The following is a 12,941-nucleotide window of genomic DNA, read 5'->3' as shown; positions in this document are numbered from 1 at the left end:
AGATGGCTTTGGAGCACGGAACCCGCACCCCGCTTGTCCGGCACAATCCATGTGCGGACAAATCGGCAAGCTTTTCGCCATGACATGATGCCGCGCCGCGTTTGCCGTCTTCCCACCGGAAACGACGTTCTCAGGGAAGGAGCATAACCGCCGCGGAAGGCTTGGGCGGATCATGCAACTCCACGCGCAACATCCGGTAGAGCAATCCAATCAGATGATTGCACAATCCTGCCATATCGAGCTGAAGGCGAGGAGATGAAATAAAGCCAATAGTCCCTAAAGCGCTATCAAAAGTGGGTGCAGTGCCATAATGGATTAGAACGAAACTTCAAAAAGATGCCTGATTCGATCATATACTTGCACAATCCGACCAAAGTCTCACACTACCCTTCTGGGCGGATCAGGCATGCCCATAAATGTGCAATACCCAAACGACTGACTGAAAAAATCGGAAATTTCGCTTCATGCAGGATATTCTGTCACGGCTTCGAGACACGATCGACCGCCATTGCGTCGAACCAACAACCCGCTCGGTTGTGCCGGGCCTGTTGCTCTTTCGTGCCGATGCCCCCACGACACCAATGGATGTGGTGTACGAACCCCGCTTCTGTGTGATCGTCCAGGGGTCAAAACAGGTCATGCTGTGTGACAAGGTCTTCGATTATGATGCCAGCAAGTATCTCGTAACGGCCGTTGACCTTCCCGTTACCGGGCAGGTGACACAAGCCACGCATGAGAAGCCATATCTGGCGCTCTGCCTGGCTCTGGACCCTGCGCAAATTGCTGATTTGCTACTCGAAATGAAGGATGCCTTTCCTACAAACGGGACGACATGCCCATCCTGCATGACGGTCAGTGCACTCACCCATGAAATCCTGGATCCAGTGACCCGCCTCGTAGGGCTATTGGAAAATCCGGAAGACATTCCCATTCTTCAGCCCGCCATCCTCCGCGAACTGCTGTATCGGTTGTTGCAAGGGCCTCAAGGCTATGTTCTGCGGCAGATTGCCACCGCGGGGACAAATCTCTCCCAGCTCAATCGGGCGATTGGCTGGATACGAACGCATTACGCAGAATCTTTCGACATTGCATCTGTTGCGAAAATTGCCGGGATGAGCCCTTCATCATTCCATCGGCATTTCCGGGCAGCCACGATGATGAGCCCCTTGCAGTATCGCACGCGTCTTCGCCTTCAGGAGGCGCGCCGCAGGCTGCTCAGTGCCACGGTCGATGCTGCTGAGGCCGGATTTGCGGTCGGGTACGACAGCCCGTCCCAATTCAGTAGAGAGTACCGGCGCATGTTTGGGGTTCCTCCCGCACGGGACGCACAACGCCTTAAATATGCGGGAGACGGAATGCTTCCAGCCTAACGAAAAGGCTTAAAAAATGGCGGTATGAGCCTCTTGAAAGGGGTTGCGAGAGACTATTCTGGCAACCCTCTCCGGAAGGAATTACCAGCTATACCCTATGCTGGCCTGGGCATTCCGGCGCTCGCCGTAGTAGCAATATTGTCCGTCTGCACCGTAAGCGAAGCAGTTCGCGATATATTTCTTGTCAAAGAGATTGCGAACGCTAGCAGAGGCTTTCCAACCGTGAAGCGAATGAGACATGTTCGCCAGATCATAGCTCACGGACGCATCGAAGAGAGCGTATTGAGGAAGCCAGACGCTGCCATATGTTGCTTCGCCGCCGTAAGTTTTTGCGGAATAGCGCATACCGCCACCAAATCCGAACCCCTTCAATGGCCCGGAGGGCATTGTGTAGAACGCGAAGAGGGAAGCATTCCCTTTCCCAGACTGGATCAACGGCTTACCTGTTGAATCATCCTTAATCTTCTGGAAACTCACTGCGGCTGTCAGCATGAGGTTACGGAACGGCTCAGCATGGGCTTCAAATTCGAAACCGTCCGAGTGAACAAGTCCGCTCTGCACACTGTACCCCGTGTTCGCAACCGAGACGAGTACGTTGCTTTGCTCGATATGGAATCCCGCTGCTGTCAGCAGGATGGATGTTCCAGGAAGCTGATATTTCACACCACCCTCAAGCTGCTTGCCCATAGATGGATTAGCCTGGCGAACGGTCGCCCCGCCATCGTTGGAAACAGAGCCTGACTGCGGCTGAAAAGACGTCGAATAGCTGATGTAAGGTGAGAGGCCGAAGTCAAAGTGATAAAGACCGGAAGTACGCCATGTAATCTGGCTTGAACTCTGGCGGTTGTCAGAGGGTGTCAGAGACTCAACCTGATGCGAGCGATACCAGTCATTGCGAATACTTCCCGTAAGGATCAGCCGATGCCAGCGGATTTCATCCTGACCATACGCGCCGATCTGATGAGAATGAGTGACATAGTTTAGATACGGGGACAGGTCCGGAATGACCATGTGATAATCGGGATGGAGCACATCCAGATCCGGAGCATCGCCATAGGCTTCTGTGTCATTGGCCTTCTGCTGCATATAGTCGAAGCCGAACATCAGGGCATGCCGCAACGGGCCAGTGCGGACGCGACCTTTGACTTGGCTGTCAAACGCCAGATTATAGGTGTGTTCGTGCGTTCCATATGCAGAGCGGGATAACATCTGCCCACTCGTACCGTCATCGCTGTCGTAGTAGCCATTGTTATACACGCTGCGATAGATGGTCTTGATATCATCGTAGCGGCCGCGCGTACTGAAGCTCCAGTCATCGTTGAAGCGATGATTGAAGATATAGGTAATTGCGCCCTGTTTGCGATTGAATTTTTCTGATGGGACATCCCCGTCATAGAAATTCCGGGGCAGATAGCCGTAGGAAGCGCGTTTGAGCGACCCAATGAGCGGTACGCCGCCATAAGAACCACTCTCAGGATCGTACTGGTAATTACCCAGCAGGGTGAGGGTGGTCGGGCCGTCGCCTCCAAAGGTAAAGGCCGGGCTAATGCTGAAGCGTCGGCTACCGGTTCTGCTGAGCTGGGTATGCTGCCCGTTTACTGTTCCATAAAGCCGGTAGCGAACGAGACCGTCCTTGGTCGCAAATCCGCCGACGTCCGCATCCACACGATACAGATCGAACATGCCGCCAGTTGTATTGACACTGCCATAAAACCGCTGATCCGTCGGCAGCTTGCTGGATAATGCCGTCAGACCACCTGGGCTGGACTGCCCATAAAGGGCAGAAGCCGGCCCTTTAAGCAGCTCAACGCGATCAAGCCGGAATGTATCGGTCTGGGCGACGGCGAAGCCGGTCGGGCTATCCTGGAACTTCAGTCCATCCAGAAAAGTCGGCACTGTAAAGCCGCGAAGATCGAAGAGATCATAGCGAGTGCCTTCACCACCGCGCGTATCCGCTGTAACGCCTGCTGCATACCGCACAGCCTGATTCAGTGTCAGAACACCGCGTGCATCCATTTCGTCACGGGTGATGACGGTGACGGACTGCGCGGTTTCAACAAGAGGTGTGTTTGTTTTCGTAGCGGAAGAAGCAATGGTTGAAGACTTGCGAGCATGAACCTCAACCCGTTCCACCCTTGCGCTCCGTGCTTTGGCATTGTCAGCGCTTTCTTGAGCCGGGGCAGGCGCCCCAGACTGCTGCGGATCCTTGGCTTTATTCTCCTGCTCAGCCGCGAAAGCCGTATCGCTCAAAATGAGGGAGAAAAGAAACGTGTAAACTATCCTGCTGCGCTGCATACCCAACTCATTTCGTTACCGGCTCGTGCTGGTTGCGAGGCAGAGACCGGCTTTATTGTTAAGAATGATACTTAATTGCGCTCCTAGACATCTTCGGAAACAGCTTCAAGCAGCCAGCGCGCAGTTGGCCCAAACGCAACTGAATAAGGCCCGATCACTGGTAACGGGTCACTTTCAGAGCGGAAAAGAAACGGTTTGTTACCGATTTTTAGCTGTGGAGGAGAGGAAGGCTCGAACAATCAGGTGTGGTAACCCGATGCTTTATAGCCTCGCAGCCATAGGCGAGTTGGCTCTCAGCTCGCGCGGGGAGACACCAAAAGTTCTGTGAAACATACTGCTGAAGCTACTGGCATTATCGTAGCCTAGATCGAAGGCGACTTCGGCAATCGATTGGCCCGTCGCAATTCGGGAAGCGGCTTCCACAACCCGTACTCTCCGCCGCCATGCCGCGAAGCCCATACCCATTTGAGACTGAAAGAGGCGGGTAAAAGTACGCCGCGCCATACCGGCTTCACGCGCCCAGTGATCGATGTCGCGACAATCTCCCGGCTTGGCGATAATCGCTTCACAAACCCGCCGCATACGAGGGTCGGCAGGAAGAAGCACGCGCTCGGCGAGCCGTGGTGCGCGCTCCACTTCATCGATGAGAAGCCCGGCAATTGTTGACATGCGGCTGTCCATGGCAAACTCAAAGCTCATGGCAATGATCTCGTCCATCAGGCCTCGTATCAAAGAAGATGCATCAAACATCTTGCATGGAAGCGTGCCCGCGCCGGGGAAATCAGGATCAACATAGATGACCTGAAACGACAGGTCGGTGCGGCAGGTTGCTTGATGCTGCGTGTGGGCAGGAAGCCAGAGCGCCTGTCCGGGGCGAAGGACGAAGCTTTCCTCATGTGTAGTGACTGTCACACTCCCTGCCATGAACACGGACAGTTGAGCTCGCTCATGTGTGTGGAAGCCATCTACGAAGCCGCCGACATAATAATCTGCAAAACCGACAACGGGAGGTGGGTTTGCAGGTAAATCGGCGGAACGCTTCATAGTGTTATGATCTGGGCCGGTCTTTGCGAGAACATCTTTCGCAAAGACCGGCCACGGCTCCCCTGACGCTGGACGTACGAATTGGCAGTAGCGGCAAAAATGTCTGATCAAGAACATGCCGCCAGAACGTGAATGCCTATTTGTCCGTCGTCGTCAGACTTTTATCAAGAGGCGGCATGATGGCGGTTACCCTCATGATTCGTAATGAACATCAGAGTGACCGAAACGGGTGCATCCTGCCGATGCCAGATCTTTCCCGGAACAACCAGAACGTCACCCTTTCTGGCTGTAGAACTGACCTCGCCCTGTTCTGTTCGAAGTGTCAGCGTAGTTTCTCCTTCGACCACAAGAAGAAATTCATCGTTTGGATGCTCTTCCCAAGGGGTTGAACCTTTGAAACGCAGTAATCCCACGTCATGGGTTCCAAAAGGGAAAAGCATCTTCAACCCGTTTGTGGAAACCGTTTCTGTTTTTTTGCCAATATCAATAAGTGACAGATCGGCAGCTTCTTTGGGGAGATTGAATATCGTCATGAATGTCTCATGTGTTTGAAAGATTGTTTGGAAGGCTCATTGTCCTCACATAAGCCTGCGAGTTTTCTGGCCGCCGTCACGACAAGCAGCAGTGCGAACGCGCCAGCGATCCAGGCCACCAGAAACGTTCTGCTGTATCCAATGACTGAGGCCAACGGAGCGATCGACATGCCTGCGAGGACGTTTGCCAGACTTTCTCCGCACTGAAGAAAGCTGTAGTCCGTTCCGGGCCGCTCTTCTGAAGACCAGTTCATCAGTGTGGCCCAGACGGAAACGTAAAAGCCTCCATCAAGAAAGTTTTCCATGCCAAGACCGGCATAAAGAAGCACCGGTGTTGCCATCTTCCCAGCCTGCAGAAACACCAGCGTTCCAAGCAGCAAAGTGGACGGCCAGATGAGCAGTGCAACCGCGCGACGACAACCCAAAAACCTGACTGCCGGGAAGCCGATAACCGCGCCACCGAGGGCGCCACAGATGATGTTGGACATCTGAAGTGTTCCGGCAAAATCCAGACTGAAAGATCGGTCCATCAGCCAGGGCTGGAGCAGCATCGCGAGCGCTGAACTTGCAAATTTGAAGGTAAGCGCCATCAAAAGCGCCCACCGAAAACCCGGTTGCCGGAAAAGATCCATAAGACGGGAGGGCTGCTGGAATACCCTGTTAGGCTCAATGCCAGCTCTTAATGGCAGAAGTGCGAGCCACAGGATGAAGAGTTCGCATGCCATACCCCACATCGCACCGGACCAGCCAAGCCGCTCATAGATGAACAGTGATCCTGCACCACCAACCACCATGCCCAGAAGAAATGAAATGACCTGTAAGGCATTCGCTAGCCCTGCGTTACGTCCCTTCATATGTGAAACGGCGCACGCATTCGTAAAAATGTCCTGAGTGGAAAAAATCGTGTTCAGAAGCAGAATGCCTGACAGTGCCAACAGAAATTGATGCTCAGGTGAGGCAAAGCCCAGAAGCAGGCAGACCACGACCGCTGACATATGCGTCCATAAGGCGAGGGCTCCATAGCCCCATCGTTTGCCAGCATTGTCAGCAATACCGGACCAGAAGCATTTCAGCGCCCACGGCAGAAACACCAGCCCTGTCAGGCCGATATCCTTCAATGGCGTCCCGCTATGGCGCAAAATGGTTGAAAATGCGTTGAAAGCCAGCCCCGCAGGGATACCCTGCGAGCCATACATGAGCCCGATTGCCAGAAGCCGCGTTAAGATCGTTGTCCTGGTTTCAGAGTGGTCACTCCGACAGAGATAGGATGCGCTCTTCATGTCAGAAATTTACCCCAACACGGAAGCCAAGCTGACGCGGGTTGGCGGCCACGACGTACCCACCCGACAGGCCACGCGTAAAATAGCTCGAATTGGTTAGATTGTGGCCGTAAAGCGCGACATTCCAGTGCTTCCAGCGCTTCTCGATCTGCGCATCCACAAGGATGTAGGGTGCATTCTGAATACTGCTGCTGGGATAGAGGGTTGTTCGTCCGCGCCTGACCACGCTGGCATTGACGGTCCATCCCGGAACGGGATGCCATTCGCCTGAAAAACCGAAATTGCTTCTTGGAGTGCCAGCCATCTGTTTGCCGCTATAATCTGAGCCACCAAAGACGAAGCGATCATATGCGGCGTAGGTCAGCCCAAGGAACGCGTTAAGCTGAAGTGTATTGAGTGGCTTCCAATGTGCGGTTGCTTCCACCCCTCGTGAGTGGGCGGTACCGGCCGTCCCGATAAGGGATTCTCCCGCACCATTGGTGGCCGAGACCTGCAAATTTGAGAGGAAATTCGCAAATCCGGTTGCCTCTACGGACCACCGACCGGTGAGATCTCCAAGACGGTACCCCAGTTCCAGATTATTGCCGTAACTGGAAGCATACGGCACCGAGACGGTACTGCTGTAGGAACCGTAAGGGCTATAATTTGGCGGCAGGAAGGAGCGGGAGTAACTCAGCCAGCCGAACTGGCTCAATTGACCAGAAGGCTGAGGATTATACTCGACTTTAAGGCCCGGAAGCGGAACGGTCTTGGAGAGTGTCTGACGAGGAAGACTGTCCTGCATGCTATACGCATAAGGCGTGTCCCCGCTCATGGAGCTTGTCCAGTTGCTGAGCGAACTATCGACATGCTCGATACGCAGCGATGCCACAAGGCGCCAGCTCTTCGAGAAATGCCACCCTAGTTCCCCCATAAAGGCAACGTTGGCTGTTCCCAATGTCGCAGTTGTACGACTGGCATAATAGGGTGACATGTCAAAGGTATAGGGTGCCCAACGCTTAGCCTGCTGCCCGTAAATCCCGCCTTTCCAGTCCAGTGTTCCTGAACTCCCGGAGAACATGACAGACCCGCCAATCTGGCGTGTTGGTAGCGTGAAGCCAGAGTTGGCAGAGAAGACAGAGTAGGGGTTGCTATAACGCCAATCGGTAGAGGCTCCTCCGAACGTAACGTCCAAGATCAGGCGCTGACTGAAGCGTCGATGATATTGTGCTGAACCAATGAGATATTCGGTGTCATTCACGCCTTCCGACGTGTTGTAAGAGACATGGTTCCGGGCATGTTGCGGCGTTTCGAAGAAGTCGTTACCCCCATGGTTCAACATATGGTGCAAGCTGAAGCGCCATTCTCCGCCAGCACTATCCTTATGCAGCAGTTTGATGCGGCCAAACCAGCCATGCCAGCCGCCAGTATCTCGACGGTCCAGAGCCCGATTGTGAATGTAACCATCGGCAGTTTCTCCTCCCACGGAAAGGCGGAGACTGGTGGATGCATCAATCGGAAGGTCGCCAGAAAATGTCGCTCTTTTGCGATTTCCCGTTCCGTACTCGAAGTCCAATGCCCCGCCGAGACGATTTCCAGGGTCTCGCGACTGCGCAGAAACCATGCCTCCAAATGCATTGATCCCTTCTGTCAACTGAGGGCCGCGCATGACATCCACATTGCTGAAATCGAACATCTGCCCCAGGGCAAAGCTGGGAACAGGTATGCCGTCGATCAGGACGGGTGTGTAGAGAACCGGCCCTTCATCCTCCGTGCCGCCAAGTCCTCGTACCATCAGAACCGGATTGTTGGGCGTTGTATTGGTGAATGACAGGTTCGGGACACGTTCGGCAATGTCCCCCAAAGTCTGCATTCTGTATGCCTGAATGTCCTGTGCAGACAGATGTGTTGTGCTCGTGGGGTTCACGAAAGCGGCGCGCTTACCCCAGACGGTCAAGGCCTCTTTTGCAGAGATGCAGGATGTTTCAGGGCTATCGTCGCCGGTGCACTTCACCGCAGGGGATGCGGCCGCCCATCCAGGGACAGGTAATGCCGTCAGCGCCGTACAGACGAAAGCCAGTGAACTCACGCTCCGCAAACGGACGCTGCTCCTGAGCCATGGAAGGGAGAGGTTTTCTTTCATGGAGCGGGATGATAATAATTCTCATTATCTCCGCTACCCGGATCAGTCTGTTTACCCCGATCGGACAGGAAAGACCGCGCTGTGATGGCAGAAGTCAGCTCAACTCAGGTTCATCAACCACACCCCGACCGGGTAGCAGGCACATCTCTGTTGCATCCGCATTCCCGCGGATTTTCTGGTGGCCTGCTCACAAGCGGGTTTCTGGCTCCGGAGGCGGGGGCGTTGAATGGCTATTTTGATGAACCGGGATCAACCACCCGCTGTACTGTCATCCTCTCAGGTGCATGCAGCATGAAGGCAGCCGGTCAGGTGCATCATTTTCAGGCCTGCGATCTTATTATGGCACGCACGTCTGCTGAATCTTTTACCTTCGAAAACAGTGCTGAATTCTCGGCTCTTGAAATTCACGTACCATCGCCACTGCTGGAGCAGATGCAAATCGAGCACCTCCCCAGAATTCAGAGGCGATCTCTCGAACTTCAGGATCCGGCTCTGAAAACAGCCAAGAAACTCTTTGGCTATTTGCGAACTATTCCTGCCGTGCAGTCCCCTGAAGCTCTCGTGGGGTACGGATTAGCGATGACTATGCTTGGTTATGCGTTTACGGCGCAGAAAACAGCTCGTTCGCAGTTAACTGCCAAAACAATCCATGGATTGGAAAATGCTCGTAAGGCGCTTCTGGCGCGTCTCGACCAAGCTCCGACAATCCCACAGCTTGCGGCTCTCTGCGACCTTAGTCCCACGCGTTTTAAAGAACTGTTCAGCCGACAGTACGGCTGCGGGCCCTATACGCTGTATCAATCCCATCGGATGGAATACGCGCGAAGCCTTTTAGAGCGTTTGAACGTAACAGAAACGGCGATGGAACTTGGATACAGCAACGTCAGTCATTTCAGCGCTGCTTTTCAGAGAAAATTTGGCTATCTGCCAAGCAGAGTGAAGCAACTGCATTCTTGCAAATAAAAAATGTCATCTTCGACTTGCACGAAACTGATTTAGTAAATCTTACTCTTTAGTTTTTGAATATTAAGAACCTCCCAGCCAAAGAAAAAATTTTAATTAGGCTGGGAGGGAAAACCTGCCCGTAATTCTTACGGGCAGGGGAATAACCTTCAGGCTGTCTTGAGAGCGACTTCCACGTCATCTGCCGGAGCAACAACGTAAGGGCCAGCAGCCTCGACCTTGATGGCAAGAAGACCGATGCCACCCGGCAGGCGTGCACCAAGCGGAAGATAGGCGTTGCCGTTCGTCCAGCGCATCGGAATGTGCTCCACACTGTGCCAGCCGCTCAGATTTTCCTTCGTGAGGTGCGTCTTGATGTTCACCGTGACGCCACTGTCGAAGAAGGAAACATCGCCAATCAACACACCCAGCATACGACGGTCGTCAACAAACGGGCCAATCGCATCAGCCGGACGGCTGCAGTTCGAGACGATACGAACCGAAGACACATCGCTTGGGATCATGAACATGACGCGGTTATCGACCGTGCGGAGCGGCTGGATGCGATGACCGCGATCAGACACCAGGTGCAGGCCGCTTTCCGTGACCGTCGTAGCAGCCGGTGCCTGAACTGCGAACTGCAGCTCCTGTGCACGCTGTTCGATCTGACGGTAAACAGGCTCAACCAGATCACGGCATACCGTCAGAGCAGCAGCAGCATCGTTCTCCCAGGACTTCGCCTTTTGGCCGAACATGAAGACATTGCTCTTCTGTTCGAACGCACGACGATTGCCCGTATCAAGATAGCTCTCGGTCAATGCACCGTTTGCCATGATGACCGAATGATCTTCCGTCTCAATGTGGAAGTAGTCATAGGACGTGAAGGACTTGTCGTAATAGATCGACCGACCGTTGACGAGCATACGGGCCGGAATGAACTTGCCATCCAGGAAGAGGCAATGTTCAGACGTCACGAGCATGTCCTGGAAGGGAACACCCAGAGCAATCGCGTTTTCAAGGATCCGCACTGGATAGCCGGCCTCATCATCAGCCTTTTCCGGACGGACGACGCAATGTGCCTTACCTGCCCAGGAAACCGTGCTGCTGTATGCCTGACCGTCGCGATAGGACGTGACGGTGTCGCCTGGTGCAAGATCCTGGACGGCAATATTACCATTCGGGCCTGCGATCAGGGTATCAGCCAGGAAGCACACTTCGTAGACAAGATCGCCGCTGCTGTCTGAAGCCAGCGTATAGCCTACGTTCTGGACGCCAATGATGTTCAGCGTGACGGCTGAACCGTCCTTGAGCGTGAACGTGACATGGTCAGCGTCAGGATAGGTGACGGAAGCAACGTTGGCGGTTTTGACGTTCGTCAGCGTGATGCCGTCTGCGGTTCCTGCCGTTTTATCTTCCGAGAAACCGGAGATAACCGTCGTCGGGTTACCCGAACCTGTGATGGTCAGACCAACATTCCCATTACCCTGCAGGTCGATGGTGCCACCAGCCGTGGTCGGGATTGTCAGTGTAGCGCCCTTGGCGGCTGTGACAGTACCAGAAATCGTTGATCCAGCCTTAGCGCTCAGGATTGCACCGCTCTGAAGGGTGGTGGTACCAATCGTGCCACCAGACTCAGCGTAAAGGTACCCGCCATTGCTGACTGTGTTTCCTGTCGCGTTGCCCCCAGATCCAACATCCACCACGCCACCGCTGATAACGGTCGTGTTTGATGTCGCACCCTGAACGCCGAGACCGCCGCCGCTGATAACCAGTCCACTCGCGGTAGCGCCGGAATAAACTGCAACAGTATTGCCCGAACCGATGGTGCTGTTGGAAAGAGCAGCTCCAGATTTCAGGTTGATTGTGACCCCAGTTCCAAGCTTCTGGTAGCCGCCGTCTTTGACCCCGCTTTCAAAGATTAGTGTCCCGCTAACAACTCCACCGGCGACAAACGAGGGGACAACATACGTATCGAGCGTGCCGCCATTCAGTTTCAGGGCGCCGGTTGAGGCGCCTGCGGAGACAACAGCGGAAGCGCCCGTGTTGATGATCACACTTGAAAGGGTCGCACCAGAGCCTACAAAGACCTGGCCGCCGTTATTGATGGTGCCCCCGAAGGCCAGACCGCCGGAGCTGATATCCATTACACCGCCATTATTAATGGTTGTGTTGGAAGCTGTTCCAGTTACTGCCAGCCCGCCGCCTTTGGAAACGATAGCGTTTCGTAGAATTCCGCCAGCATTAACAACGATGGTTCCAGAGGAACCTGCGTCTGCGTTGGAGAGAATGCCACCGGACAAGACATTAATTTTTGTTCCTGACAGAGCTGTCAGGGAGGTCATGTGCTGGTTGTCGTAGTTAGTGCCGACATTGAATGTCGCGCCCGCAGCCAGGCTGATATAACTGCCGCTACCACCGGCAGAAATTGTCAATACGCCGCCTGAAGAGACCGTATCATTGAACGCTGAGCCACCGCTCTGGACCACGACTGTGCCACCCGACACAATCGAAGCACTTCCGTAAGTACCACCAGAAGACACAGATACCGAAGAGAAGCTTGAAGTATAGAAACTTCCAGGGTTTGTTCCTCCGTTGACGGTATCATCAACATACAGAACGCCGTTCGTTACGTGGCTCATAATTCCCTCCAAGAGAATTCGTTAACGGTACAACCACCCAGAGCGTGAGAAATTCAAACTTCTCGATGGTGTTTCTTTGTGACCCTGCGGACGGACAGTCAGAATTTCTTTGATATCTGTAAAATTCGATCGCTGGCGGCTAGCGCAACCAGCCCTACGTAAAGGGGCGAATTTAACAGAATATGGCTCCATTCAGATTGTTTGCAGAATCTTGTCATGGAGATAGAGACACAATTTTGAGGGGCCGGAATATGGATGAATTTTCCAAAGGTAAAAAAAAAGTTGACACCCCAGTGGGTGACATAGAAAAAACATTAATAAATTCTTTTATAATCATATATTTATACGGTTTTTATAATAATTTCACGAAGAGAAATTCCCCAAATTTCGTCAATTCGAACGTAAGTTAATGATATTTTGTCACGAAGTTTGCTGCGTTTCGGCCTTGGAAAAAAGCCAATTTTCGAAAAATGACGAATGGGAAGTCCCAAAAATAGGAGTAGGCGGACCAAGTTTGTGCCCCGCTGTCATCATCACTGAGTGCGCACCTATTCACATTCGAGGCATAACCATGACCCGGCAGAGAGCGTAATTTTCTGTATCTGCTGAAGCAGCATATGCGGCACACTTACCTTGTAAGGGTCACAGACATCCCTCAATTATTCAAAGTATATCAAAATTGTTTATTATTATTTCAAATATTATATTGAACTAAA

8 protein-coding genes are annotated in these 12,941 nt (G+C 53.3%); 2 read left to right on the top strand and 6 right to left on the bottom strand.

The annotated features are described in order from the left end of the window. Positions 1-464: 464 nt before the first annotated feature. Positions 465-1,370, top strand: a complete 906-nt coding sequence (locus KP707_RS09185) for an AraC family transcriptional regulator (protein WP_064274858.1) — start codon at positions 465-467, stop codon at positions 1,368-1,370. An 81-nt stretch (positions 1,371-1,451) separates the two neighbouring features. Here KP707_RS09185 and KP707_RS09180 read toward each other — a convergent pair whose 3' ends face one another. The 5 genes from KP707_RS09180 to KP707_RS09160 all read right to left on the bottom strand — a co-directional run bounded on the left by KP707_RS09180 (position 1,452) and on the right by KP707_RS09160 (position 8,590). Beyond that, positions 1,452-3,665 carry a TonB-dependent siderophore receptor gene (locus KP707_RS09180; RefSeq protein WP_211503121.1) on the bottom strand — a complete coding sequence of 738 codons (2,214 nt, stop codon included), beginning with the start codon at positions 3,663-3,665 and terminating at the stop codon, positions 1,452-1,454. A gap of 261 nt (positions 3,666-3,926) precedes the next feature. Next, entirely contained in the window at positions 3,927-4,709 is a 783-nt protein-coding gene (locus KP707_RS09175; RefSeq protein ID WP_215751585.1) for a helix-turn-helix domain-containing protein, read from the bottom strand. Between the two features lie 164 nt (positions 4,710-4,873). After that, positions 4,874-5,242: a cupin domain-containing protein gene (locus KP707_RS09170; RefSeq protein ID WP_215751584.1), complete on the bottom strand. Its 369-nt coding sequence runs from the start codon at positions 5,240-5,242 to the stop codon at positions 4,874-4,876. Beyond that, positions 5,239-6,522 (bottom strand): MFS transporter, encoded by a 1,284-nt coding sequence (locus KP707_RS09165; protein ID WP_215751583.1) that lies wholly within the window; start codon positions 6,520-6,522, stop codon positions 5,239-5,241. The genes KP707_RS09170 and KP707_RS09165 overlap by 4 nt, the downstream gene beginning before the upstream one ends. Before the next feature lies 1 nt (position 6,523). Then, positions 6,524-8,590 carry a TonB-dependent receptor gene (locus tag KP707_RS09160; protein ID WP_373687795.1) on the bottom strand — a complete coding sequence of 689 codons (2,067 nt, stop codon included), beginning with the start codon at positions 8,588-8,590 and terminating at the stop codon, positions 6,524-6,526. Between the two features lie 276 nt (positions 8,591-8,866). On the opposite strand from KP707_RS09160, the gene KP707_RS09155 reads away from it, so the two are divergent. Continuing rightward, complete coding sequence (locus tag KP707_RS09155) at positions 8,867-9,607, top strand: helix-turn-helix transcriptional regulator (RefSeq protein WP_252348847.1); 741 nt, start codon at positions 8,867-8,869, stop codon at positions 9,605-9,607. 149 nt (positions 9,608-9,756) lie between these two features. Here the strand turns inward: KP707_RS09155 and KP707_RS09150 are convergent, their stop codons facing one another. Continuing rightward, entirely contained in the window at positions 9,757-12,225 is a 2,469-nt protein-coding gene (locus tag KP707_RS09150; protein ID WP_215751580.1) for a Hint domain-containing protein, read from the bottom strand. Between the last annotated feature and the right edge of the window lie 716 nt (positions 12,226-12,941).

The sequence above is a fragment of the Gluconobacter sp. P5E10 genome, from assembly GCF_018812145.1.
Lineage (GTDB): Bacteria > Pseudomonadota > Alphaproteobacteria > Acetobacterales > Acetobacteraceae > Gluconobacter > Gluconobacter cerinus.
Note: the sequence above shows the minus strand (reverse complement) of the source record. Positions and strands in the feature narration are given on the sequence as shown.